Here is a 25,626-nt window from a genome sequence, read left to right as displayed (position 1 = left end):
TGTTTAGAGCTTATAAAAACTTATCCGATTAATTATTCCGCCACCGTTCGCGTCTCACGAATGGTAGAAAAATGGAGATCTCCTCAGGTAAAAACCAAAATATTATCCGTTTCCATCTTGCTGGCAAAACGACGCATCTCCGCTATACAATTCCGAGCCAGCGCTGTTGAATGAATATAATCGCCGCTGTTCGGGATTTGTAATCCCGAACCATTATCGTAGGATTTCCAATCCGACAATAACAATCCTTTTTACCAGATCATACATCTCAAATCCGAAATCCGAAATCGATCCGGTTTCCATCTTGCTGGCATTTGGTTTTGGTTTCCATATGACGATTATGGGCCAGCGCTGGTTACCTATTATATTCCTATACACCGGGTTAAAACCCGGTGCTACCAATCTTGCATACCTACGGCATGCTAACTAAATTCCAGGTTTCTCATCACTTTAAATTCCCCATCCGTGGTCTGTGTCACACAGACCATTTCTCGCCGCTGTTTGGGATTTGTAATCCCGGACCAATATCCTAGGATTTTCAATCCGGAATTAACCGTCCCTCGCCGCCGTTCGTGTCTTCACGAACGGCTAAAAAAACTTTAGACCACAGACCATTACCAAAATAATTTCCGTTTTCATCTTGCTGGCACTTCGTCATCGTCTCCGATAGACGATTGCGAGCCAGCGCTGGTTAAACACGCTTCTTTTTTAACCCAAGGTTGAAACCTTGGGCTACCTACAGTTCGTCCCTGCAGGACCTTTTCAAAATTAGATTTATTATCGATGTAGGGGAGAATCAACATTCGCCCAATTAGAAAAAAGCGTGTAAAATAAATCTAAGTCAGTCAACTAGGAATTAAAAATATTAGAATTACTTTCAGGAGCGAAAACTAAGTCTTTTTTATTTACCCATTACAAATGATTGCGGACATTAACTCTGGAAAGTTTATATTCCTTTATTTAATTCTAGTTTTTTTTGGAATTTTTCAGGAGTTGAAAGCTCAAAATGATTATAGAGTTCCATTCAAACACCGAATTGGCTCATCTAACGTCCCCAATAATATTTTTCAAATTCGAGGGGACTTCACAATAATTGGAAATATCAACCTTACCGCAAAAAATTACTCGGATACAATAGATAATTCAATCCAGGATATGGTTTTTATAGATATTGACGAGGTTCCGGGCACATTTAATTCCTCATCTGCCACCTTGCTTTTTTCTGACGAAAATGGAGCTGACACAAACTGCACTGATATCGTTTATGCAGGTCTCTATTGGTCAGGTAGAGTTCAGACACCTGGAATGACATTTGAACTTACAAAAAAGGAAGGGTTTCTAGATCCAGTCACTTTGGATCGAAAAAAAGACGCTGTTGGACACGAACAAGAATTGGAGTATTTAGCATTCAATGTCTATGTGGCTGTAATGTTTGACTCAGATAATAGACCTTTTCCGCAGTATGAATTTGTATCAAAGGATGGTGAAAATTACTATATTATCCGTTTTAAAAATGACAATACAATAGATTACGACATTAATCAATCTGGATGGCAACCATTAGAAGACCTTCAGATTAAAGAAGAAAATGGGACAGCCACAGCAACCTTTAAGCCAATAAAGGACACAGCTAATGGAATGAGTTATAGCTTCTATGGAGTAAAGCGCTCATTAGCAACTGACTACAATGAATTTATAGCTGGTGACAATTCCATTATGGTAGAAACTTCAGGTATATATACACCTATAGCTTACTATACTCAGGAGTTTGACAAGAGAAAATTGAAAATTAAGCCACCTGGCGCGGCGGATTATCTGGAGATACAATCCGCAGGAAATGCTATTCTATTTCCGGATCATGAGCTAAGGGAGTTGTATGTCGGCTATGCAGATGTTACTGAGTTTGTCAAAGAATATGGTGCTGGGTCATATACTGTCGCCGATTTGGCCTTGATGGAGGGTTCTTCAGATGCAACAGGGATGTATGGGAGCTGGGGACTTATAGTAGTTTATGAAAACTCCAAGATGGACTTCAGGGATATAACCATTTTTGACGGTTACACATACATTGAATCTCAGGAAGGAGAGGTTCAAAATGGAGAACTGGAGATCAAAGGATTTGGAGCCATTCAGAAAGGACCAGTAAAAATGAAACTGGGTATTATGGCTGGTGAAGGTGATAAAAATATAGGAGGGGACTATTTGGAAATATTGGATCAATCAGGCAACTGGAGCCGCTTAAGCCATCCGGGCAATAGTACAGATAACTTCTTCAATTCTTCTATATATACTCCTTCCCGGATGAAAAATGGTGAACTTGTGGAGAACAAGAGGTTTCCAAATTTAAAAAACAATATGGGTCTTGATCTGGTCAATTGGGAAGTTCCTAATCCTGACAATTCCCTGATAACAAACAATCAATCTTCTGCGAAATTTCGTTTCGGCACCAATCAAGATATTTATTCCTTATTTGCTTTTGCATTTTCGGTGACCAGTTACACGCCAAATATAGAAGCAAACAACAAACTGATAAGCATAAATGGTGTTCCTGCGGATGAATCATCCACCGTAAAACCTGGAGAAGAGGTAACCATACAGGTGGATATTAGAAATTTCGGGACTGAGGCAACCGAGCAAAACAAACTAGTGATTCCAGTGCCTTATAATGCACTCTTTGTTGCTGCAGAAATCACTCCGAATGGTTTGGGAACCGTCACCTTTGATCCTACTATGGGAATAGCGGGATCCATTGTCTGGGATATGGGGGTGATTCCATTACTAAACTCCCGAGATGAAATCATCGCTTCATTAAGTTATACCCTGAAGTTTACGGAAGATTGTTTTCTGCTAGCCAATGATAATTGTGAGTCATTATTAGCTGTAAGTGGATCTATCTCTGGTACAGGAACTATATCAAACCAGCATTTCTCGGGACTTCCTTTTGTCAAAGGGTATAAAGAAGATGCCTGTGAAGGAAATGCAATCTTTGGCCCGCTAGAAATTCCTATTTCAGGAAAAGCAGAGTTTATAGCAAGTAATTGTCAGGACTTTGAATTGTATACTAACCTCAAGTTTGATAATATCCGTGTATTCTGCCAACGAGAAACCCCGACAGATTTGGCTGATCTTATCACTCCTTCCCAGGAAGGTTTTCAGGTTTACTTTTTTACTGAAGAGTATGGTGGAACTCCTTTGTTCAATTACTATGTCAACACTGCTTTGGTAGGCACTGTAAAGGTGTGGGTCTCTGAAGGTCCACAAGGAAGCTGCACTGGATTGCGAATTCCTGTAGAATATACTGTAAAAGCTTCTAGCTTACCCCCAGCAATATTGAATTCGTCTTACTGTATGAATGCACAAGCATTTCCTTTTAATTTTTCACCTGATGCAGGTTATACTTTATTGTATTATGAAGATAATGATCCAAGTACTGCACCAAGTATCATTCCTCCTATGATCGATCTTTCTGTCCCAAAACAGTATTCAATCTGGGTAAGCCAATTTAAAGAAGGAGAGTGTGAAAGTCCAAGAAAGCAAGTTTCAATTTCTATCGAAGACTGCAGTATTAATCATGATATACAGGTATCTGTTACCTCTAATGTAGAAAATTTCACTACTGAAGGAGAAGAAATTATCTTTACCATCACTGTAAAAAACCCTGGGGATAATACGCTGTTTAATGTGTCTGTTTATGAAAATCTGCAAGAATCTAATTGGATAATTTCAGAATTGGGCCCGCTGCAGGAAGTATCTTATGAAGTAATTCATTCAGTTACATCATTGGATCTGGAAAATGAATTTCTGGAAATATTAGCTGAAGCAATTGGAGTTGATGAGTTTGGAACTGTTTTTTCAGACAATGATAGCAAAGTATTACCCGGCTTCACCTTTGTGGAAGGATTTTTAGATTATACGCTAACCTCTGAGGAACCTGTCTGCGATATTGAGGGAAGCGGAATGGGACAGGTTTCCCTGTCTTGGGCACAGGAACAAAGTGGCTCTTATATGCTTGCTGATCTTTCGACAGGACTAGTTAACCAAGAAGCTACTTTTCTTTCCCAGATTCAATTAATAATTGAAGCGCTTCCTGGAAATTATTCTTTAGATCTTGTAGATAGTGAAGGACATAGCTTTCAAATCAGTTATATAACTATAACTGCTGAAGTTAAAGATCAATTGGAATTTACAGTACCTAATACAGTCATAGCCTGTGCGGAGTATATTTGGTTTCCTGACTCGGATCCAAATATAAATTTAGCTTTAACTGCCCCGGACGGCACCAGTGTGACACGTAGACAAGACGGAGGTTTTTCATTGATACAAACGGGAATTTATTCTGTCATGGCAACAGAGGGGAACTCTAATTTGTGTCCAGTGGTAAAAACCTTCGAGTCAGAAATCACACAACCTAATGAAATTGGAATTGACCTACGTCCTTTCTGCAGCGAAGACAGTTCAACGACTGTAGATCTGTTAGACAACTCCGATGGATTATCTATCAGTTGGTTCAAGAATAGCTCCAATGGAATAGAAAATCTGGCTCTGTTTGAAAATAGCCGGCAATTGATCGTATCTGATGAGGGAAGCTATCAAGTAACGCTGAGTGATATGAATGGGTGCTTGATTGGTAGAACGGATTTTGAGGTACTACGATCTTCCACGGATCCTCCAGCATTAAACAGCTTATATTCTTTTTGCCCAGATAGTAATGAAGGTGTTGAAATCGAAGCAGGAGACAGGTTTACGGAGGTAAGCTGGATGCTCAATGGGAATAGAGTAAGTAATGAACGTGTTTTTATTCCTGAAGAAGCCGGTCAATATCAATTGGAAGCAAAAGATTTGCTAGGGTGTTCCTTCTTCTCAGAATTTGTAGTAGAAGAGAAATGTGAACCAGAATTGAGATTTCCAAATGCTATCTGGATTAATGATCCAAATAGATTTTTCGAAATATATCCTGACAACCTAATCGATGAAATTGAAGTAAAAATATTCAACCGTTGGGGACAATTGATTTATCACTGTGAGGATAATGCGCCTAATAATGAGATAAAATCCAGCTGTGTGTGGGATGGTACATTTAATGGAGTAAATGTTTCCAATGGAAGCTATGCTACAATAATTAATTTCAAAAATCATAAGCTGAACCAAGCTCAAACTATTAGAACTTCTATTATGGTAATTGACTAGAATGAAGATAGGGTGAGTCTTTTAGTGATCAAATTCTTAGGTTCATTCTTGAAGGTAAAAAAAGGGTAGAGCAAATAGCTATCGTTTTTCTTTGTCAACATTCAAGGTTCCTTAGTTCTATCCTTCGCTCTTTTACTTCCGAATTGATCGGACCTGCTTTTATCCCACATAGGCATTTAAGGCTTTCTGCATATCTGCACCTGGTATTTGTTCCTTTTGACTGCCTGCTGTGGGCAGGGTCTCAAAAGTATCGAGAGAGGGAAATTTAAGTTAAGCCACAAAGGTTAATCGGGGAGTTCGCGATTGTACCAAATGATCCCTACTCTGAGATATGATTAATCTTGATGGCGACACTTCTTCTTCTCCGGATCTCGATTAGGCGTCAGGGCTGCTGGACCACTAAATCCTGAATCCCGTCGAAACCCTGGCCTGCATAACATGGTGGGGCAAGAACAAGACTGGGCTCCAACCTGCTTTCTGACTTCCAATTAGATTTCTCGTCGCATCAGCATCTTTCGAATAGTATAACAATCTCCTTTACTTGTCGAAATGACCCTGTAACGCGATCTCAGTACACTAAACCTACAACCCCCAAACCTCCCGCCATCCTACATCGTTCAACCGACATCCTACACCGGACACCGGACACCGGGCACCCGACATCCGACATCCGACATCCAACATCCAACATCCGACACAGGTACAAAATCAACTATTCAGAAGCTTGCGAACAGAACGCACATTCAATTGATAGCCAATGTGATAAACCTGAATTTTCCTGCGTGTTTCACTAAAAACCCATATACATATGGCAAAACAAGCAGGAGTAATTACACTAAATGGAAAAGTAGGAAGACTCTCTTTCTACAAGACCAAAGACGGGTATCTGGCCCGTGAAAAAGGAGGGGTGAGCAAGAGCCGCATCATGAACGATGCACGCTTTGCCCGAACCCGGGAGAACCTCAAGGAGTTCGCCGACAATGCATCCTCGGCAAAACTCTTCCGTGACGCACTGCGTTCGGTGATCGCCAAGATAGGAGATCGAAGGCTAAACCTGAGAATTACTCAGGTAATGATGAAAGTTCTACAGTCTGATCTTATCAACAATCGAGGGGAGCGTATGGTAAGGGCAGGGGACTGGAATCTTCTAAAGGACATGGAGCTGAATGCTGCAAGTTCCCTGGTAAGTACACTCTTTCTTGAGATCACTTACACAGATTCCCCATCTTCCTGGGGAGTAAGCATCCCGGCATTTGTCCCACAGGACTTTGTGGCTTTGCCTAAGGGTGCAACTCATCTAAGGATTTCAGCCACAGGAGTGGGGTTGGATTTCGAAACGGGTGCAAGAGCAGTTCAGACCAGTGTTTCTGATTTGCTACCGGTGATAGATCCGGCTGCTGCAATCAGTCTTTCTGTAGACAAAGCCTTGATACCAGGTACGCACAGAGCCTTTGTGCTAAGCGTGGAATTCGTGCAAATGGTCAATGGTAGTGAGTACTCCATTAACAATGGGGCACACAATGCCGCCAAGATGGTAGGAGTAGAGAAGGCTTAAGATGAGACTGGTACTTCACCGCAAGTACAAAGCAACGGTTACCCTTGGGAGATTATTTCTCGGGCAGAAGCAGCTCTGCTTCACCCGTGAGCCTCCCAAGGCCTGCTTTGATACTGGGAAAACCTGCCTGGAAGAAGGGGTTTATGAGTTGGAACACAGCCTAGGTCTGTGTCTTCACAGACCGAAATCTTGTATCAACCGCCTTGGTTCGTGTCTCCACGAACCGATATGGTGCCTGGAAGAAGGAGTGTATGAGCTTGTTCCTACCCATTCCGAGGCAAAAGGTTGGGAGATAGGCATTGGAGAAGAAGGTAAATTCTCCCGTTTTCCCTGTGATGAAAAGCTGGAATCCAATTCCATATATCCAGTCAGCTGCTACAGAGCTGATGGTACCCCTCTATTCACTAAACTGGCCTTTCTCAAACTCATGGAAAAGCTGGAGCAGGAATGGGGTCGGGGGGAAGTAGTAGAGTTGCAGATCGTATCCGAGCAAGTTCCTTATCTACTGGAATCATGTCTGGAGCAGAGCTACTGTTAAGCCTGGCGGGAGTGGTGACGATGATGCTACTTTCAATAATTGCTTACTTTCTCAAGTTGCTGATACAGGATACCCGGCAGCTAAGGGATGAATTGGCAAAGTTGAAGGAGCTCTTTTACCGTCTGGAGGCGGAGCAGGCTTTAATTAAAGAAGTCATGCAGCCAGCCCGCAATCCGCCTGCTTATAAAACAGCACGAAGGACATAACCTCCCAAAAACGGAAATGAACACCGGGCCTCGGGCATCGGGCATGCGACACCGGACACCTGTCATCCTATCTTTTACTTTTAAGCCGGAGGGGATTCCTCTCCGGTTTTTTTGCTATTCATTAAATGGGCATTTTACTGCTGATAGCTATGTATGAGTTGAGTAGCCAAGTAAATTTTCCATTTGTTTAAAAAGCTTTATCAATCAGATACGCCTATAATACCTCCCTTGATATTGCTGAGGTGTAAGCCCGGTAAGTTTGCAGAAAACTTCTCTAAAGGCTTTGCTGTCATTATATCCCACTTCATACATCACCTCAGAGATGTTTTTTCGGCTTAGTTCAAAGGACTTTTTGGCAGCTTCAATTTTAACACGCTGCAAGTAATCAACTGGAGTGAGGGAGGTAGCTTTTTTAAACCTTCGGTCAAAATTCCGCCTTCCCAAATTCAGGTTTTCAGATAGAGATTCCATGGAAATTTTATCCGCATAGTTTTTTTCCAAGAAGGCTTGGGCATTTAGAATGTCTACATCTCCATGTTTTTTATATCCTTGAAAAATAGAGAATTCGGATTGGGAGTTTCTTTCAAAGTCAATTTGAAAAATCTTAGCGCAATGAATCGAAGTCTCTTTGTCATAAAACTTTTCGATAAGGTAAATCATCAGGTTTAGAAAGGAATAAGCGCCACCATTTGTATAAATTCCATTTTCATCCGTGATCAACTGATCTTCCTTAAGATTCACCTTGGGAAACATTTCCTTGAAATTTGCAGCTGCTGACCAGTGGGTTGAGCAACTCTTTTCATTTAATACCCCGGTGCTTGCAAGCAAGAATGCCCCGGTACATATACTGGCGATTTCCGTTCCTGATTTGTATTGATGAGAAAGCCAAGAGATCATTTCCTGGTTACCGCTGATGGCCTCCTGATAATTATGATTCAAAGAAGGAATGATGATCAAGTTAGTCTTGGAGATTTGATGAAGTTTTTTGTGGGGAGTGACTGTAAACAACCCTTCATAGAAATCTACCTTCTCCTCAGTCCCAATTAATTCGATCTGAAATTGCCGGCTGTTTCCCTTTGATTCGAAATAATCGTTGGCACGTGTGAAGATCTTATAGGGCCCCACAATACTACTCAAATTGTTTTGGCCATTGGGGATTAATATGCTGAGATGCTTCATGAGAAATGGTAGGTATTTGTCAAAATTACATTCAGCAGTTGTCTAAATCAACCTCCTAGAATGTCTAAATACACACTTTTAGTAGGTGATTTGGAAATGTAAATTTGATTAATCAATTGGCTAAATTCTTTTCCTTCTGAAGTTCATTGTAAAAACCGCAGAAGCTTTAATGGCTATATGAAGTTGTTGGTTGAGTTATTATCAAACCTTAAAAGTAACATCACATTATCATGGACAATCAGGATTACACTACATCAATTTTAGTAGATCAAAGCCCACAGGAAGTTTACGAAGCCATAAATTATGTTAGAGCTTGGTGGTCCGAGGAAATAGAAGGACCTACGGACGAACTAAATAAGGAATGGTTTTACCATTATAAGGATATTCATCTCTGTAAGATGAGGGTAGTCAGTTTGAAACCTGGTGAGCTGGTGGTTTGGGAAGTAATTGAAAATAAATTCAATTTCATTGATGATGAAAAGGAATGGGTAGGCAACAGGATAGTTTTTGAAATAAGCAAAGAAGGCCCAAAAACGAGATTGACTTTTACACAACAAGGCCTAAGGGATTCTTATGAATGCTATCAGGTGTGTAATGATGGGTGGAATAATTATATTGGAAATAGTCTCTATAAGTTTATAACAACAGGAAAAGGAGAACCAAACCCCAAAGAAGGAGAGGGGTTTAACAAAGAGTTGGCTGATAGGTGGCAGCTACATTAAGATAGAATCCCGGGAGCTGGTCCTCCGGCAGGCTTTGACTTATCTTCAGGCAGGGGCACAAATTCCTGATTATCGCTGGGAGGTAAAAGAATCCTACCCTGTTTCCAGTCTTCCTTAGCCTGCTCAATACGCTCCTTGCGGCTGGATACAAAGTTCCACCAGATATATCGTTCTCCGAGGTGCTCTCCACCCAGCATCATCAGCGTGGTTTTTTCCTTTGCAATAATCAATGGATCTACTCCTTTGGAAAATACCAATAATTTACCGGCAGGATAGCTTACTCCATTCACCTCCAGACTTCCTTTCACGATATAAACACCTCTTTCGCTATGTCCGGTGGGAATTCCAAATCTTGCTTCTGCTTGCAGTTCTACATGTAAATAGAAAAGTGGTGAGCTGGTCTTTACTTCAGATTTCAAACCATAGGCGTCACCGGCTATCAGCCGCATCCAAACTCCTTTATCAGTGAAGACAGGTAATTCTTCTGCAGCATAATTTTTAAAGGCTGGGTCAGATTCCTCGTCTTTTTCTGGTAGCGCAACCCAGGTTTGAATCATTTCCAGGCCTCCAGCGGCCAAGACATTGGGATCCTCAAAGCGCTCGCTATGGGAAATCCCTTTTCCAGCTGTCATCCAATTGACTTCCCCGGGTTTGATTACTTGCTCCACTCCAAGACTATCTCTATGCGTCACATTTCCATCTAGGAGGTAGCTTACTGTAGAAAGCCCTATGTGCGGGTGAGGCAACACGTCCAGATTTGCAGTGGCTGGAACACTTACCGGACCTGCATGATCCATAAAAATAAAGGGTCCTACCATTCTTCTCAACTGATAGGGCAGTATACGCTTTACCGAAAATCCAGGGGTAATGACTGCTTGGCGTGTATCAATTATAATATCAAGCATTGCTTTTAAACGTTTAATTTTTGACTACCTACTTCCCACTTCCAACTTTCCAACTTCCCGACTTCCAACTTACCAACTTCCTACTTACCACTAAGGAACATAAGGTCCAACTACCCCCAACTTATCACCAGTCAAATCCACTGGCACCAATCTTGAAATCCCAATTCTAACACAGCAGTAGTTCGTACCTAAAGCTTTCTAAACAGGAAAGTAGGTATAATTTAGAAAATGAGGCGTTTAAATACGCTGGATAAGGTGGAGAATTTCCATTTTTTTTCTTTCTTGTATTAGGCTTTTAGCTTAGGGAAACCAACCAACTTTTATCGTATTTCCGGACATACATCCAGAAAAGGTGCTTAGTTTTTTGTAAAGTATTTAAGAGAAGTGCTAAACTCTCCCTTTACTGATTGATAGGGCAAGAGAGACTAACGTTCAGCGTAATTCTACTTCGAAAGCTAGAGTAAGTAGCAATATTAAGCTTTACTCATTTTTCTTGATGACTTTATGCCGGATTTTGTAATGGATTGCGAAAACACCTAACCATGTAAAAGCCTTAAGTAGGCTTTAAAGTGGCTTTTTAAATACAAAAGTAGGTGCAGAGTTCTGGTTCCTGCCGAATTAAGCTGAAAAATACCTATACCAAACAATAAACAGTGGAGACCAGATACCACTCAAAAAAACGGGGCAAAACCTAAATTTTTTAGGGTAAAAACAACTAAAAGTTAACTATGGAAAAATCTAAAATCATTACAGTTTTTGGTGCCACAGGAGCACAGGGCGGAGGGCTTGCTAGGGCTATTTTATCCGATCCCAATTCAGAATTTAAAGTTAGGGCTGTTACCAGAAATGCTGATTCAGACAAAGCAAAAGCTTTGGCAAAATTGGGTGCGGAAGTAGTAGAAGCAGATATTGATGATGCTGCAAGCATTAAAAAGGCGGTTGAGGGAGCTTATGGAGCCTTCTTTGTTACTTTTTTCTGGGAACATTTTTCAGCCGAAAAGGAATACCAAGAAGTAGCTGATTTCGCTAAAGCCGCCAAGGAAGCTAATTTGAAGCATGTCATTTGGTCAACGCTGGAAGATACCAGAAACTGGGTGCCTTTAGATGACGACAGAATGCCTACGCTACAAGGCAAATACAAAGTGCCACATTTTGATGGAAAAGGTGCTGCCGACAAACTCCTGGTAGATGCCGGCTTACCCGTTACTTTATTAAGAACATCTTTCTTCTGGGATAATTTTATCCATTTCGGTATGGGTCCACAAAAAGGCGAGGATGGAAACTACTACATCGCTTTCCCATTGGATGACAAAAAGCTATGCGGTATGGGTGCTGAAGATATTGGCAAATGTGCCTATGGTATTTTCAAAAATGGAAATGGATCTGTAGGAGAAATGATTGGTATTGTGGGTGAAAAGTTAAGTGGCGGTGAGATGGCTGCAAAACTTTCAAAAGCCTTGAATATCAATGTGATTTATAATAATGTAAGCCCAGATACCTATCGCAGCTTTGGCTTCCCGGGAGCTGATGACTTGGGAAATATGTTCCAGTTTAAACGTGATTTTAATGAGGATTTTAATGCTGCTCGTAGCGAAAAAGTGTCTAAGGAGTTGAATCCTGATTTGCAAAACTTCGACGAATGGCTTGCTGTAAATGGATCAAAGATTCCGATTGATTAAGGGACGGGTAAAAACCCATCCTATTCATAAACTGAATTCCTATTCAAATGTTGCCTGATTAAATTGCCTCCTGCTTTAGCGGGAGGCAATAAGAATTGGAAATTTAAAGAGGGCTTTAGGCCAATTCATCGGTTAATTTCTGAAAACCAAATTTTACTATAAACTCCTCATATTCCTCCAAGGAAGTCTTTTTTCGATGGTGATCTTCTTGGTTTTTGATATATTCTCGGACCTTATTTAACTGAGATTCTGATACTGAAACCGCAAAATATTCATCTTGCCATTCAAATTTCGCCTGAGTCAACTTGTTTTTGTTGATCCAAAATGAGGATTCTCCTTTTATAAGCTGAACTGTCTTTTGTTTTGTTTGATCCATTCCCAAGGAAATCTAACAATGACAGTGATCGGAATAACCATTGATGAAATCCACGAATATTCCTTTTTTATGGACATTTTCACGGATATGATTCCAAACCTTTAATCTGAGTTCTTTGGAAGTCAAATAGGTTACCCGATTTTTTGTACTCCACACAAGGTGGATGTAAACTTTTACAAAAGGCATAATTGAAAAATTTAAGAGAAAAGAATTTGGGCTAAAGCCCATTTTGCACTCGGTATTTCCTAATGGAATGGGCTAAAGCACCATTCCAATTCAATTCTATGAAAAATATAATTCTAAAAGTAACGGTCTAAAACCACATTCCTATATTCAATAAAATACTATTGAATATTCTGGATTTAACTAAAAACTATTGGGCTAAAGCCCTTTTGCATTCGGTATATTCTAATGGAATGGGCTAAAGCCGCATTCTAATTCAAATACCTTCTTATTTGGAATCTTATAAAGCCCCATTCCTATTTAGATGTTCTCTGATTGAATTGCCTCCATAATCAATTCCCTCCTGCTTTAGCTGGAGGATATTACATTTAAGCCAACTCCCTCAAATCCACTGGAACTACTCTTGATACGCCCGCCTCAATCATGGTAATCCCATAAATAATATCCGTGCTGGCCATGGTGCGCTTATTATGCGTCACGATGATAAACTGGGATTCGGAACTGAACTTCTGGATAATGGTATTGAACTTATCAATATTCGCATCATCAAGTGGAGCATCCACCTCATCAAAAATACAGAAAGGAGCAGGCTTCAATAAATAGATAGAAAAGAGTAGAGATGTGGCAGTCAGCGTTTTCTCTCCACCGGAAAGTTGATTGATACTTAAAGGACGCTTGCCTTTAGGCTTCGCCAAAATCTCTATTGCAGATTCCAGTGGATTGCTTGGATCTACCAACGTCAGATCACAATCATCTTGCTCGGTGAAGAGTGAACGGAATACCTTGACAAAGTTCTCCTTGATCTTGGCAAAGGCATCCAGGAATGTTTCCTTGGCTACCTCGTCTATCTCTTTGATCGTAGTGATTAGGGACTCCTTGGCTTTGATCAGATCTTCCTTTTGAGTAGTGATAAAATCATAGCGAACCTTAATCTCATCGTAGGCTTCCATCGCCATTGGGTTGATAGGTCCGATTTTCTCTAATTTCTCTTTTTGCTTACTTACCAGCTCCCGCAATTTGTCCTCTGCAAACTCCCTGAAATCTTCATCAATTTCCGGATTTTCCTCCATCAGTTCATCCAGATCCAGCTCAAACTCCACGCTGAGTCTTTCCTTCATCCCGGTCATTTTCAGCTTGATTTCATTGACTGCATTTTCCAGTTCATGGATCAGCTGATCGTAACTTTCCTTGGCTTTCTGAATACTTCGAATCTGTTGATCTGTTTCGTCTATCTGGCCTCGGGAAGCATAATAGTCCTTCTCTGCTTCCTGTACACCTTTTTCTATGCCTTCCTTCTCCGAGTACAATTCGATCAATTCATCGTCCTTGACTTCATTGTTGTCCAAAAGAGATTTGACTTCAGTATCCAGCTGAGATAGCTCAGATTGGGAGTTGCCAATTCGGTCCTTTGAACCCTCATAGGCAGTCTGCTTGAACTCTATTTCCTGATCCAAACTGCTCACCCGGTTCAGATGCTGGTGATAAAGGATGTTTTCCGCATTGAAAGCCTGAGACTTCTCAGAGAGCAAGGCAGACTCCTTTTCGTAGGATTCATTTAGCTCTTCGAGTTCATCGTGCATGGCTTCGAACTCCGCTCGCTCATCAAAAAGCTGTGGTTGAATCTCAGTCAAACTCTCTTCTATGGAAGCGATTCTATCCAAAATATCCTCCCGCTTATTGGCATTGGAGCTTAGCAACTCGGCTAGTTGCTCCTTCTTGGTACGCACGGACACAAAGTCTTGGTTGATGGCATTGATCTTATTCTGCCACTCTTCCAGCGTCTTTTTGTAGCTGATTTCCTTCAGCTTCATCAGTTCAGACAGCTTGTTGTCCAGGTTATTTCTTGTGCTGCTTACTTTCTTATTTAGATCTTTGATTTCCTTGTCCAGCTTCTCGAGGTTCTTGGCTCTACCTATTCTTTTTCCTTCGAAAAGACCTACAGAACCTCCGGAAATACTGAATTTTCGTTTGGTGTACTTTCCACTTTCGGAGATGAAAACAGCTTCCGTATCCTGCGGAAAATCCCTATGCTCGCCTTGCACTATATAGACATTATCCAGAATAAAGTTGATCAGACGGGAATATTTGACGTCAAATTCTATAATTTCTGTCGCTGCTATCGCATTTGCGAAAAGTTTGTTTTGGCTAGGCTTGAAGCGCTCAAAATGCTCCAAAACAAAGAAATTTGCCTTTCCACGTGCGGAATCACTTAGGAGTTGAATAGCAGCTATGGCTTGAGTTTCTGTGTCCACCACATAATAATTCATGTAGCTGTCCAGGTAATTCTCTATAGTTACTCTGTACTTTTCCGAGGTAGTCAGCAGATCGGAGAGGAGGGGGACATCCCTGCCCCAGCTTGAGTTTTTCTTCAGGAATTTGATGGCCTCAGGGAAACCTTCTAGATTCTCCACCAATGACTTGGTGAGGTTGTATTCGTTGGTTTTGGAATCCAGCTTTCGGGAGGATTGCGTGAGTTCCTCACGGATCATTTCGATTACCCGATTGGTATCCTCGATCTTTTGATCAAGATCTTCCTGTTTGGCTTTCATTTCCTGATAGCCCTTGCTCGACTCATCAAGTTCGGCTTTCAGGGTAATCAGTTTTTCTTCAAAATCCACCAAACTCGCTTCCTGAGAGGAATCGTCGGATGAAGTTCGCTCCAGTTCCTGCTTAAGTGTAGAAAGCTGAATCTGTTTGATCTCAATGTCCTTGCTGAGCTGATAGACTTTTTCCTTGAGCGTTTCAAAATTCTGATTGATTGTCTTCTGTGCCTGCTGCTTTTCTGCTTGGATTAACTTCTGACTTTCGTAGGCTTCCCGGAGTTCGGAAACAATCATTTCCTTTTCGGCAAGCATCTTTTCGGCAGATTCTTTTTCCTGCTGAAGGGAACGGATACTGAATCCCGCACGGTCATTTGACTTACGGTCAGTGTCAATCTGCTCTCTCAGTTTCTGGGATCTATCTTCCAGGAATCTGAGTCGCTCATTTTTGATTTTCTTTTCCGACTCAAAGGAGCGGATCTTATTTACATGTTCGTTAAGTGCTTTTTGGCGACTTGCAAGTAGCTTTTCTTTTTGGATCAAGTCAGTCTTCAACTGACTTAGAAGGGCTTCTTTTTCAGCTACTTGGGTTTGAAGGAGAAGCTTTTTATCCCCTTCAGCTTGAATTTTCTGACTTGCATCGATCAGTGACTTACTGTATTTCTCTATGCTTTTTTTCGCCAGGTTAATACTTGCTACTCGGTAATCCTTCTTGATCTCAAAGTATTTGGCAGCCTGCTTTGCCTGCTTTTCCAGACTTTTTAGGTTCTTTTCTATTTCAAAAAGCACATCTTCCACACGGTCCAGATCATCGTCTGTGTCCTGCAGTTTTCGAAGAGTTTCCTTCTTTCTGTTTTTGAATTTGGAGATCCCGGCAGCTTCCTCAAACAAATCTCTGCGCGAGTTATTTTTATCATTCAGGAGTTCATCGATCATTTTGAGTTCGATGATGGCATAGGAATTCGAATTGATCCCTGTGTCCATGAAGAGGTTGGTGATATCCTTCAGTCGGCAGGTGACCCCATTGATCTGATATTCACTGTCGCCTGATCTATAATAGCGACGGGTGATCGTGACGTAAGTGTACTCGGTAGGGAGTAGGTTTTTGGTGTTCTCAAAAGTCAGCGATACCTCTGCAAGATTGGAAGCTTTACGGTTTTTCGTCCCGTTAAAAATCACATTCTCCATCTTGTCGGAGCGGAGCATACGGGTTTTTTGCTCGCCAAGTACCCAGCGGATTGCATCGACCACATTGGATTTTCCGCAGCCATTTGGCCCAACCACACCGGTGATTCCCTTGTCGAAGTTAATCACCATTTTATCCCCAAAACTCTTAAACCCTTTGATCTCCAGCTTACTGAGCAGCATCCTTTTGAAATTGTATTAATTAATCAAACAAAATAAGATCATTTGAGTCATTGTCCAAGGAATTGGGGGTTTGAGTGAACAGTTTTCGTTTGGAAGGATTGAGGAATTTAAAATTTAAAATGTTTGAATTTAAAATTAGTAGTTCGGTATGGTTAATCAGTTTGCCGTGGTCAGTTCTAAGTAGGCAGTTTTTCTCCATGAGCAATTTAAGGAAGAGCTCTTGAAATAGAGGGTTTGAAATTTTCAATTCCCAAATTCAATGGGCAATTTTCAAGTTGTGAAGAATTGATTAGTGGTCTATGGGTCAAACTCAGCGCTCTTTGCGGTTTACTCCGCGAATCTCTGCGGTTAAAAAGAAATTTGAATATGCATCCGCCGCCGTTCGTGTCACACGAAGGTCAATTCATGATTTGGAAATTATCAATAATCAATTTTCAAATTCAATGGGCAATTTTCAAGTTGAGAAGAATTGATTAGCGGTCTCAATTACGCCGCCGTTCGTGTCACACGAACGGCAATTTATGATTTGGATATTATCAATTTCTATGGTCAATTATCAATTATTCTATTAATCAGTTTGTGCGCTCTGCATCAAACTCTGCGCTCTTTGCGGTTTACTCCGCGAACTTTGCGGTTAAAAAGAAATTTGAATACGCATCCGCCGCCGCTCGTGTCACACGAAGGTCAATTCATGATTTGGAAATTATCAATAATCAATTTTCAAATTCAATGGGCAATTTTCAAGTTGTGAAGAATTGTTTTGCGGTCTCTGCGTCAAACTCTGCGAACTCTGCAGTTAAAAAGAAATTTGAATATGCATCCGCCGCCGTTCGTGTCACACGAAGGTCAATTCATGATTTGAAAATATCAATTATGTATATCCGCTTTTCTACCAGTAAAGAGGGAAAAGCAATCTAGAATTTGTTCAAAATTATAATTGAGGTCACTTCAGCCTGTCCCGTTAGTACGGGATTCTTCGGTCATCGGTCTTCCGACCAGATAAGCAAAGAATCTAAGGCAACTGGCAGCATTGCGGATAATCACATTATCAATAATCAATTCCCAAATTCAATGGACAATTATCAAGTTGAGAAGAATTGATTTAGGGTCTCTGTGAATTCCTCCGCGAACTCCGCGGTTATAAAAATGTGTATTTCTATTCTTACGCCGCCGTTCGTGTCACACGAACGGCAATTTATGATTTGGATATTATCAATTTCTATGGTCAATTATCAATTATTCTATTAATCAGTTTGTGCGCTCTGCGTCAAACTCTGCGCTCTTTGCGGTTTACTCCGTGAACTCCGCGGTTAAAAAACATGTAATACTTACCGAAATGATTTAACTTACCGCTGTGGATGGATTAGGAAATATACTTTATATCGTCGCCGTTTTAGCCTATTTTATTTATCAGGCTACCAAAGGCAAAAAGAAGAACCAGGAAGGGCAAGACCAGCAAATGCCTGATGAGGAGCAGCAAAAACCTGTTTCTTTTGAAGATTTGATGCGGGAAATCCGTGATGCCCAAAAGCCGAAACAGCCTGAGCCAGCTAAGCCTATCATGCAGCCCGCACCAGTTGCTCAGCCCAGAGAAGTGGTTTATGAGCGAGCAGGGGACACTAGTTCCAGACCTGAGTGGAGAGCAGATCCTGCTCCAGCGGTAAAGAGATTTCCTACCCGGAAAATGGAAGAGGATGACGATGAGATCCAGCATTACCAAGGTGCCTTTGAGAAAACTAAATCTGAACTCACCCGAACCTCCAAGGGTATTCCAGAAATTCCTTCCTTGAAAGAAGTAGAAGCGGATACCTCTTACTCGAGCAAAAGCCGCTATGCCCGCATGCTAAAAAACCCTCAGTCTATTAAAGATGCTATTGTGCTGAAGGAGATTTTGGATAGAAAGCATTTTTAGTAATTAATTTCAAATTTGCAATTATTTGACTTCCGGTTTCTCCTGTGATTTAGCAACTATTATTTTTTAAGCTAGATGCATTGGCATCCATTTTTTGGTATTACATCGTAACTACCAATAAATGGAAACTATGGAGCAGATCAAGTCTAAAACAGGAACCCTAAGTCAATCCCGAAGAACATTTATAGAACGGGCTGGTATGACTGCTGTAATGTCAACTTTTGGCCTGACATTTTTTACTGGCTGCTCGGACTCAGAAGATCAGAATCCACAAAGTTCTCCTCCTACTTCCACACCTGGCATGGGAGCTGATACCAGCGGAATTGTTGTTTCTGGAAATACAGTTAAAATTGATTTGACAGCTCAAACTGGTCTTGCGGCAACTGGGGGATGGCTTTTGATCATCAGCGCAAAAACCTTGGTAGTCAACGTAGGAGGTTCCTACATGGCAATGACCTCTGTTTGTACGCATTCTGCCTGTGATCGCAACTGGACATTTACTAATAGCAGGTTTACATGTACATGTCATGGGTCACAGTTTGATACCTCCGGAAATGTACTTCAGGGACCGGCAACTCAATCGTTGCAATCTTACGCTACAGCACTGAGTGGCAATTCTTTGACCATTACCAAGTAATGAAACGCCTTCTACTTTTCCTCTATTTCATTACCACGGTTGGGCAAGCGCAAACTTATCTCACAGAGACCGGAAATGTGAATTTCCTTTCCAAAGCAGCCCTGAATGAGTTTAACGGTGTTTCAGATCAGTTGCAGGGCTTGATTGACCTTGATCAAAATCTTCTGGATTTCTATCTGGACCTTAATACGCTGAAAACTGGTATTGGACTTCGTGACAAGCATATGCGCGATAATTACTTGGAGACTGAGGAGTTTCCTTTTGCTGAGTTTACGGGGAAAATGAATTCAGTTCCCATGCTCTCTATAGGGTCAAAAAGTCCTGTGACGGCTATTGGTACCTTCAAAATTCACGGGGTGGAGCGAGAAATAGAAGTTAAAGGCACAGTCAATAAAAATGCAAAGGGAGAGTTGGAATTGGAGGCGGAGTTCGACCTGCTTCTGTCTGATTTCAGCATTCCAATTCCCAAGCTGGTGTTTTACGAGCTGGCAGAAAATCAGAAAGTAACCATTAAAGCAACCTTAACTCCCAAAATGAAATGAATAGACTGCTACTCCTGACTCTCTTTGGGATGCTCCCATTTTCGCTTTTGGCCCAGTTGGAGCGAAGTCTGGCGAATCCGAATCCACCAGTGGAACTGATTTTTCATGCCCCACGCCATATCAATTTGCTGACTGTGGAACCTCTGAGTAAAAAATCCATGCACTTTGCGATCATGCACACTTTTGGTACGCTAGATGGAGGGATTCAAAATCTATTTGGCTTGGATAATGGAGCCAATATTCAATTCAGTTTTGAGTTTGCATTGTCAGACAAATTCTCTCTGGCGGCATCAAGGTCGAGTACAGATAAGGTTTATAATGTTTTCGGGAGGTATCACATTTTCCAGCAAACTCAAAATGGAAGCAAGCCCTTCTCGCTTAGCGTGGCTGGGGGCGGCGGAGTCAATACTTCGAAATACGACTTTCTCCCTGAGCCTTCCCCGAACTTTTCGGAGCGTATGAGTTATTTTGGACAAATAATGCTGGCGAGGAAGTTCTCTCCGAAAATCAGTTTTCAACTGACCCCCATGATGGCTTATTTCACAGATCCTAGGCCTATTTATCAGATCGAGGGGACAGAGAATTTGTATGTGGCTCTCGGGTTTAGTGGGAAGCTGAAAGTAACAGATCGTTCATCTTTAACGCTACAATTCATCCCAAATTTGAATACAGATCTTCGAAATAATTTTGGAATTGGCTGGGATGTGGAAGCTGGCGGTCATGTATTTCAGATGTATTTCGTGACCTCTCAGGCATTAAATGAGCAGTATCTTTTAGCGGGAGGAAATGGTACTATTGGAGATGAGTTTCGATTGGGCTTTAATGTGAACCGTATTTTCGCTACCGGGAAGAAGAAGAAATAACAGTTTGTAGTAGTCAGTTGACAATTGCAGTTGTTTAATGGAAATGAACAAAATTTCTAGAACTTCCAAGTTCCTTCCTCTAAGCTTCCTACCTCCAACTTCCTACTTCCTTTCATACTCACTCACGCTTATATTCCCTGTTTTATAAGTATTCAAAAGCTGATAATTTTTTTCAAGCCAGTCTGAAATCGCATCTACATCTTCTTGTTCTTCTGGATATGCATGCTGGTAATAATCGTAGATCAAAACTTTCAAACGCTCTGGGCTAGGGCTGGAATTTTTAGGAAACAGATAGAGAGGAATTAGTTTTCCCTGAGCTACTGAATCATCAGGAAATAGTACTTCTTTACTGAAGTTCAGGAAACTATGTGTGTATATAGCTGTCTTTGAATCAGATAATTGTACTTGATTAGTTAATGTGTTGATGAGGTTTTTGTATTGCTTGAGATTCTTTTGATACTGGATGGAATAAGTAGCTGGAAGTAGTAGGATTATTCCAAAAAGTGCTGCAGATAGCTTCTGATTTTTTATATAAAGAGGTAGGAAAAATGAAGCATGAAAAGCAGCCATTTTCCAGTCTTGCAACACTAGCGCAACCACTATTCCTATGCCTAAAAGCATGCCTAAGTAGTTTTTCCACTTCACACTAACATTCCAATTCTTCCAGCCAGAAGCGATCAAAAATGTCAATAGTGGAATTAGGATAATGAGGTGGCGGGGATTGAGGTAGATGGGATTATAGAATGCCAGCGTGGAACTCATAAACCAAAAACCTATAATAAGGCATGCGAGGGCTAAGCTGAATGCTTTGGCAGCTGTACTTCCATTTTTCCATCCAGCTAATATTCCTGGAACGGAAAAAACCATCCAAGGCCAATATGCCCGCTCTACAAAAGTTTGGATAGGAAGAATAGTCAAGCGCTCCAAAATAGACCAGAATCCCTTATCTGCATAGGTGTATTCGGATATGTAATGTCCCGCATTGATGGAGCTGATTCTATGGAGCGGATCTCCGAATGCAATCCAGAAATACCCTAAGTAGGCTATGCCCAGCACTAATGCCGTTCCTATCAAACTGTAATAAAAGCTCCATTTCAATTCCTTTTCTTTTATATCAAAGTAGAACAAGAGAAGAGGAAAAGGAGCTAGAAAAACGATGGTTTCCTTCGTGATAAAACCAATAAACAAAGCCAAGACCAGCAATGCACCGGATACTATTGGCTTGCTTTTTCTGTAAGTAGCAGCTACAGGAACCAAGGTAGTCCAAAGAACCAATAAGCTATCAGGATATACTTTTGTAAGGAAATGTAAGAAGTAAATTTGGGTACAAAACCAGAGAACTAGAACCCATAAATGCGATGATTTAGAGAGGACTTTTATGAGCATGAAAAGAGTCAGTCCATAGCTTAGCAAGGAGATTAGTGAGATAATATGGGCATCAAACTTGAAATAATACCCAATTAATCCGGAAGGTACATAAGCTCCCCAGCGACTGGAAAAATGATAATCATTGACCTCCATTGTCCCTTCCCAGAACTTTTGCCCAGCAAGTAAATAATAGACATCATCGCTGAAGGTAATCCCATCGAAGCCAAAGAGCCAGTAGGCAAATAGGAAGGTAATGCCTATTGCAAAAGCTATAAATTGCGGTTTGCTTAAAAATGGATCATGCCTTAAGCTTTTCATTGAGTTAAAAATAGAAGGAATTTTATTCTCCTTGAGTCAATTTGTGAGATAGATTTACTGACAATACACGTCAATTATTAAAATCACTTTCTTCTTTTCCTTACTTTTAGCTTTCCAAATACACAATCTACTATGAGCCAGGCAGGAAAGATAGAACAACAAAAAATTCTTCGTGTTTTCAAATTGATTAATCTGTTGCAAAGCAATATCGGTAAGCCTGTTCATAGGCTGGCTGAGCTTTTGGAGACCGATGAGCGCACGATCTATCGCTATTTCAAATTGCTGGAAGCACTGGGTTTTGAGGTGGTGAAAGAATTTAGCAAGTACAAGATTCAGCATAGGCCAGGGATGGACCAGACTTTGAATTATGGGACTTTTTCTCAGGAGGAAAGCCAATGGCTGAGATCGATGATAGAAAGTCAAGGCAAAGGTAACTTGCTTCATGATTCTATTCTGAAAAAGCTAGCAGTACGATCTGAGGTAAAGCAGGGAACTGAGCAATTGTTCAAAGCAAATCTTGGCAGATTGGTGGATGAGATCGGGCAGAGCATTCAGCAAAAAAAGCAAGTTTGGCTAAAGGATTATTATTCCTTGAGCTCAGATACTACGAGTGATCGTTTGGTTGAGCCTGTTGCTTTTTCGGCTAATTACGAGACTATTCATGCCTTTGAACCTGCGAGCAAGAGCATGAAAGTCTTTAAGATAGAGCGAATCGGAGAGGTGGTCTTGAGCCAAAGCTCTTGGAAAAATGAGAGTAAACATCAGCTTCCAGGTACTCAATTGTTTGGTTTTACAGGGAAAAGCAAATTTGTAGTCAAATTGAAACTGAGTAAAAAAGCCTATCAATTGATGATGGAGGAGCACCCAAATGCGAGACCTTTTATGTCAATCAAAAATAGAAACCAGTATTATTTTATTGGAGAAGTTCCACAGCTGCCAGGGTTGGCGAGGTTTATACTTGGATTACCGGGAGAAGTGAAGGTAGAAGAGGGAGAGGAGATGAAAGCTTATTTGAGCGAGCAACTTTCCAAAATGCTTTTGTAACAAAAAGTATTTGGATAGTTCTGTTTTTGGTCAGAAGGCTTAGTGCGGCGCCATGCTAAGGATAAAACTTGATTTAATGGTCAAAAATAGTTGGTAAAAACTGGGTAAAACCAGCATTTCACTGCCGTTCGTGTCATGACAAACAGTGGTTGACATCCGCTTAGCCATCGTTCCTGACATCACCAACGGTAGTTGACCTCCGCTTCGCCATCGTTCGTGTCATCACGAACGTTATTTGACTTCTCAGAGCTCCGCTGTGCATCATTTGTAAGCTATTAGAATTATCCAAGTCTGGATTATAGAAGGAAATAAGACTATCGGACACATTGTAGATATATACATTTTTTTTTAACTTATTGATTATCAATTTTTAAAACCAAATTTTTATGAAGAATCTAAAAAACAATCAGATTTTTGGGCTGATTATTTTAGCCCTAGTTATTGGATCTTGTAGTAGTGAGAACCAGCCCGACATACCTCAAGCTGTGGTGGCAGAAAGCCAAGTAGAGTTAATTCCTTCGTCAGAAATCGATCAGATTATCTGGAAATCTTTACAAGAAACTGGTGATTTTATCTGGGTAAATCAGTCAGATGAGTTGATTTTAAGTGCATTGATTCAGAGTGATTCTATTCTCACTATAGGATATCAAGCATCAGGAAAAGAGCTGACAAATGCACGGATTGGGCTGGAGACTGTTCAAGATCCTGATATGCAAAAGGCAGCTGGAAAAATCATTGGCATGATCACAGAAATCAGTGCTAAAGGTCCTGCAATCAACCAAAGGAAAATTGAAGAATCTCTGATTCATGAAGATTTGCCGTATTTGGAGATAAAAGTCTATGAATTGGAAGCGCTGGGCAACCTGAGAAATATGAGTGAGGTGCGCTATTTTGAACCTCGTGGATATGAGTTTGATTACAGCTTAGCTGATAACAACCAATATGCGAGGGTGACGAGTGATTCAGGATGCGAAAATGAACCACAGTCAATTTCTTCTGAAGATTTTACGATCATCAGTCCTAACGCCAAATCTTCCTGGAATTATGATCAAATGGGTATTTCTCAGGCATGGATGCAAAGTACAGGAGCAGGAATTACTGTTGGCGTGATAGACACTGGACTTTCTCCAGATCAACCTTCCTTGAATGCTGGCTTTAATAGCGGGGGATCGAATGGTAGAACAATTCAGAAGTTTGGAACTTATCAAACTGGGTATTGGTGGTGGAAAAAGTACGATGGTCCAAATGACCAATGCGGTCATGGTACGGCTATGGCTGGAGTAGTAGCTTCTCCTAGAAATACAGTAGGAAATGCTGTAGGTGTGGCTTATAACGCAAACCTGATCAGCGTTCGAGGAACAAGCGATGTGATTTTTAATTCTGCAAATGAAAGGGATGGAGTCGCTGAGGCTTTAGTGCTTTTAGGAAAAAGATCTGATGTGAAAATTATAAACATGTCCATAGGGGATTTATTTTCAAATTCGAAAGTGGCTGATGCCATCCGCTATGCAAATAATCGCGGTAAATTGATCTTTGCGGCAGCAGGTACCTCTACTACGTTTACGAACTGGGTAGGAGTGATCTTTCCTGCTACTATGTCAGAAACTGTTGCTGTAACTGGTGTAAAAGAGGGGAGTGGATATCAGCGATGTGATACCTGCCATTCTGGTTCGCAGGTTGAGTTCACGGTAGTTATGGAGCGGGCAGGAACGAATACTAAACCTTTGACTACTGCGCTTTACAGCAATGTGCCATCTACTGTAGGTGGCTCTTCCGTTGCGACAGCTACAGCTTCCGGGATCGCAGCATTGGTTTGGGCGAAGAACCCTAGTTGGAGTAAGGATCAGGTTCTTGCTAAGATGCGCACTACTTCAGATCTATATCCTTCCAAAAATGGAGAATATGGCTACGGGAATTTGGATGCGGCGGCTGCAGTCCTGATCAATTAAAATTATTGTTATAAATAAAAATGGGCTTAGAAATTAATCTAAGCCTCGTTTTTATTAGAATCCGGGTGCTGACTAATGAACACTATCTAGCCCGATTATTGGCAAGTATGTTTCCGAAAACAAGCAGCACTATCATACCTACAATAGTTACCAATATCCAAATACCACTTAAAGAAGGTTTATTTAACCAAATTGAAGCTAGGTAGCCAGCGATAGATATCACCCCCATAGCTCCAAATACAATAGAAGCAAAAATAGGTAACCCGTTAGCTGAAGCATTTTCTTTTTCTCTATTGGATAAACTATTGTAGCCAGCTAAGACGCCAGGATAGAATCTGACTGCAACAGCGACAGCAATAAAAAATAAGCCTATGTAAATGGTTTCCATGACTTTTTGATTTATGGGTTAACCTGAAGAAATTAATATAGGAATTTTAAAGCTAGTTGACAAGGGGTTTAGTTTTATTTTGCTATTCATTTTTTTCGAAGGCTAAAAACTGAAAAGAGGCTGTCTCAAAAATAGATAGTTTAAAAGGCTAGTCGATTACTCGGCTA

The 25,626-nt window shown here is 40.9% G+C and carries 17 protein-coding genes and 1 pseudogene; 12 read left to right on the top strand and 6 right to left on the bottom strand.

Features of this window, described 5'->3' with window-relative positions:
- Positions 1 to 1,155 precede the first annotated feature (1,155 nt).
- From AACZ87_RS04665 to AACZ87_RS04650, 4 genes are all read left to right on the top strand, one after another.
- Positions 1,156 to 5,187, top strand: a complete 4,032-nt coding sequence (locus AACZ87_RS04665) for a gliding motility-associated C-terminal domain-containing protein (RefSeq protein ID WP_339865342.1) — start codon at positions 1,156 to 1,158, stop codon at positions 5,185 to 5,187.
- Positions 5,188 to 5,995: 808 nt separating this feature from the next.
- Complete coding sequence (locus tag AACZ87_RS04660; protein ID WP_339865340.1) at positions 5,996 to 6,742, top strand: hypothetical protein; 747 nt, start codon at positions 5,996 to 5,998, stop codon at positions 6,740 to 6,742.
- A gap of 1 nt (position 6,743) precedes the next feature.
- A complete protein-coding gene (locus tag AACZ87_RS04655) occupies positions 6,744 to 7,280 on the top strand; it encodes a hypothetical protein (protein ID WP_339865338.1) in 537 nt (178 codons plus the stop codon).
- Complete coding sequence (locus tag AACZ87_RS04650; protein WP_339865337.1) at positions 7,256 to 7,486, top strand: hypothetical protein; 231 nt, start codon at positions 7,256 to 7,258, stop codon at positions 7,484 to 7,486. The genes AACZ87_RS04655 and AACZ87_RS04650 overlap by 25 nt, the downstream gene beginning before the upstream one ends.
- A 204-nt stretch (positions 7,487 to 7,690) precedes the next feature.
- On the opposite strand, the gene AACZ87_RS04645 is transcribed toward AACZ87_RS04650, so the two are convergent.
- Entirely contained in the window at positions 7,691 to 8,665 is a 975-nt protein-coding gene (locus AACZ87_RS04645; protein WP_339865335.1) for a helix-turn-helix domain-containing protein, read from the bottom strand.
- Positions 8,666 to 8,895: 230 nt separating this feature from the next.
- Here AACZ87_RS04645 and AACZ87_RS04640 point away from each other — a divergent pair, with 230 nt between their 5' ends.
- Positions 8,896 to 9,387, top strand: a complete 492-nt coding sequence (locus tag AACZ87_RS04640) for an SRPBCC domain-containing protein (RefSeq protein WP_339865333.1) — start codon at positions 8,896 to 8,898, stop codon at positions 9,385 to 9,387.
- Here the strand turns inward: AACZ87_RS04640 and AACZ87_RS04635 are convergent.
- Entirely contained in the window at positions 9,384 to 10,292 is a 909-nt protein-coding gene (locus AACZ87_RS04635; protein WP_339865331.1) for a pirin family protein, read from the bottom strand. The two genes, AACZ87_RS04640 and AACZ87_RS04635, sit on opposite strands and share 4 nt — an antisense overlap.
- Before the next feature lie 728 nt (positions 10,293 to 11,020).
- On the opposite strand from AACZ87_RS04635, the gene AACZ87_RS04630 reads away from it, so the two are divergent.
- Positions 11,021 to 11,971 (top strand): NmrA/HSCARG family protein, encoded by a 951-nt coding sequence (locus AACZ87_RS04630; protein ID WP_339865329.1) that lies wholly within the window; start codon positions 11,021 to 11,023, stop codon positions 11,969 to 11,971.
- A gap of 115 nt (positions 11,972 to 12,086) precedes the next feature.
- Here the strand turns inward: AACZ87_RS04630 and AACZ87_RS04625 are convergent.
- Together AACZ87_RS04625 and smc are read right to left on the bottom strand one after the other, a co-directional pair.
- Positions 12,087 to 12,533 (bottom strand): annotated as a pseudogene (locus tag AACZ87_RS04625) (transposase).
- 365 nt (positions 12,534 to 12,898) lie between these two features.
- Complete coding sequence (gene smc / locus AACZ87_RS04620; protein WP_339865327.1) at positions 12,899 to 16,438, bottom strand: chromosome segregation protein SMC; 3,540 nt, start codon at positions 16,436 to 16,438, stop codon at positions 12,899 to 12,901.
- Positions 16,439 to 17,792: 1,354 nt separating this feature from the next.
- Between smc and AACZ87_RS04615 the strand changes: the two genes are divergently transcribed.
- The 4 genes from AACZ87_RS04615 (at position 17,793) to AACZ87_RS04600 (ending at position 20,392) form a co-directional block, all read left to right on the top strand.
- Positions 17,793 to 18,350 (top strand): hypothetical protein, encoded by a 558-nt coding sequence (locus AACZ87_RS04615; RefSeq protein WP_339865325.1) that lies wholly within the window; start codon positions 17,793 to 17,795, stop codon positions 18,348 to 18,350.
- A gap of 121 nt (positions 18,351 to 18,471) precedes the next feature.
- On the top strand, positions 18,472 to 18,987 hold the full coding sequence (locus AACZ87_RS04610; RefSeq protein WP_339865323.1) for a Rieske (2Fe-2S) protein: 516 nt from the start codon (positions 18,472 to 18,474) through the stop codon (positions 18,985 to 18,987).
- Entirely contained in the window at positions 18,987 to 19,529 is a 543-nt protein-coding gene (locus AACZ87_RS04605) for a YceI family protein (protein WP_339865321.1), read from the top strand. The genes AACZ87_RS04610 and AACZ87_RS04605 overlap by 1 nt, the downstream gene beginning before the upstream one ends.
- Positions 19,526 to 20,392, top strand: coding sequence for a DUF5777 family beta-barrel protein (locus AACZ87_RS04600; protein WP_339865319.1), 867 nt, complete (start codon positions 19,526 to 19,528; stop codon positions 20,390 to 20,392). The genes AACZ87_RS04605 and AACZ87_RS04600 overlap by 4 nt, the downstream gene beginning before the upstream one ends.
- Before the next feature lie 102 nt (positions 20,393 to 20,494).
- On the opposite strand, the gene AACZ87_RS04595 is transcribed toward AACZ87_RS04600, so the two are convergent.
- Positions 20,495 to 22,078, bottom strand: coding sequence for a hypothetical protein (locus tag AACZ87_RS04595; protein WP_339865317.1), 1,584 nt, complete (start codon positions 22,076 to 22,078; stop codon positions 20,495 to 20,497).
- Between the two features lie 132 nt (positions 22,079 to 22,210).
- Between AACZ87_RS04595 and AACZ87_RS04590 the strand changes: the two genes are divergently transcribed.
- Together AACZ87_RS04590 and AACZ87_RS04585 are read left to right on the top strand one after the other, a co-directional pair.
- Positions 22,211 to 23,122 (top strand): WYL domain-containing protein, encoded by a 912-nt coding sequence (locus tag AACZ87_RS04590; RefSeq protein ID WP_339865315.1) that lies wholly within the window; start codon positions 22,211 to 22,213, stop codon positions 23,120 to 23,122.
- A gap of 386 nt (positions 23,123 to 23,508) precedes the next feature.
- Complete coding sequence (locus AACZ87_RS04585; protein WP_339865313.1) at positions 23,509 to 25,071, top strand: S8 family serine peptidase; 1,563 nt, start codon at positions 23,509 to 23,511, stop codon at positions 25,069 to 25,071.
- A gap of 82 nt (positions 25,072 to 25,153) precedes the next feature.
- On the opposite strand, the gene AACZ87_RS04580 is transcribed toward AACZ87_RS04585, so the two are convergent.
- The gene (locus AACZ87_RS04580) at positions 25,154 to 25,459 is read right to left on the bottom strand and encodes a DUF3784 domain-containing protein (RefSeq protein WP_339865311.1); all 306 of its coding nucleotides are present in this window, start codon (positions 25,457 to 25,459) and stop codon (positions 25,154 to 25,156) included.
- Between the last annotated feature and the right edge of the window lie 167 nt (positions 25,460 to 25,626).

This window comes from uncultured Algoriphagus sp. (assembly GCF_963974365.1).
Lineage (GTDB): Bacteria > Bacteroidota > Bacteroidia > Cytophagales > Cyclobacteriaceae > Algoriphagus.
Note: the sequence above shows the minus strand (reverse complement) of the source record. Positions and strands in the feature narration are given on the sequence as shown.

What these genes read in the sequence shown, in the direction of transcription:
- AACZ87_RS04665 (WP_339865342.1), top strand. Translation starts at nt 1,156, where the DNA reads ATGGTTTTTATAGATATTGACGAGGTTCCGGGCACATTTAATTCCTCA.
- AACZ87_RS04660 (WP_339865340.1), top strand. Translation starts at nt 5,996, where the DNA reads ATGGCAAAACAAGCAGGAGTAATTACACTAAATGGAAAAGTAGGAAGA.
- AACZ87_RS04655 (WP_339865338.1), top strand. Translation starts at nt 6,744, where the DNA reads ATGAGACTGGTACTTCACCGCAAGTACAAAGCAACGGTTACCCTTGGG.
- AACZ87_RS04650 (WP_339865337.1), top strand. Translation starts at nt 7,256, where the DNA reads ATGTCTGGAGCAGAGCTACTGTTAAGCCTGGCGGGAGTGGTGACGATG.
- AACZ87_RS04645 (WP_339865335.1), bottom strand. Translation starts at nt 8,665, where the DNA reads ATGAAGCATCTCAGCATATTAATCCCCAATGGCCAAAACAATTTGAGT.
- AACZ87_RS04640 (WP_339865333.1), top strand. Translation starts at nt 8,896, where the DNA reads ATGGACAATCAGGATTACACTACATCAATTTTAGTAGATCAAAGCCCA.
- AACZ87_RS04635 (WP_339865331.1), bottom strand. Translation starts at nt 10,292, where the DNA reads ATGCTTGATATTATAATTGATACACGCCAAGCAGTCATTACCCCTGGA.
- AACZ87_RS04630 (WP_339865329.1), top strand. Translation starts at nt 11,021, where the DNA reads ATGGAAAAATCTAAAATCATTACAGTTTTTGGTGCCACAGGAGCACAG.
- smc (WP_339865327.1), bottom strand. Translation starts at nt 16,438, where the DNA reads ATGCTGCTCAGTAAGCTGGAGATCAAAGGGTTTAAGAGTTTTGGGGAT.
- AACZ87_RS04610 (WP_339865323.1), top strand. Translation starts at nt 18,472, where the DNA reads ATGGAAACTATGGAGCAGATCAAGTCTAAAACAGGAACCCTAAGTCAA.
- AACZ87_RS04605 (WP_339865321.1), top strand. Translation starts at nt 18,987, where the DNA reads ATGAAACGCCTTCTACTTTTCCTCTATTTCATTACCACGGTTGGGCAA.
- AACZ87_RS04600 (WP_339865319.1), top strand. Translation starts at nt 19,526, where the DNA reads ATGAATAGACTGCTACTCCTGACTCTCTTTGGGATGCTCCCATTTTCG.
- AACZ87_RS04595 (WP_339865317.1), bottom strand. Translation starts at nt 22,078, where the DNA reads ATGAAAAGCTTAAGGCATGATCCATTTTTAAGCAAACCGCAATTTATA.
- AACZ87_RS04590 (WP_339865315.1), top strand. Translation starts at nt 22,211, where the DNA reads ATGAGCCAGGCAGGAAAGATAGAACAACAAAAAATTCTTCGTGTTTTC.
- AACZ87_RS04585 (WP_339865313.1), top strand. Translation starts at nt 23,509, where the DNA reads ATGAAGAATCTAAAAAACAATCAGATTTTTGGGCTGATTATTTTAGCC.
- AACZ87_RS04580 (WP_339865311.1), bottom strand. Translation starts at nt 25,459, where the DNA reads ATGGAAACCATTTACATAGGCTTATTTTTTATTGCTGTCGCTGTTGCA.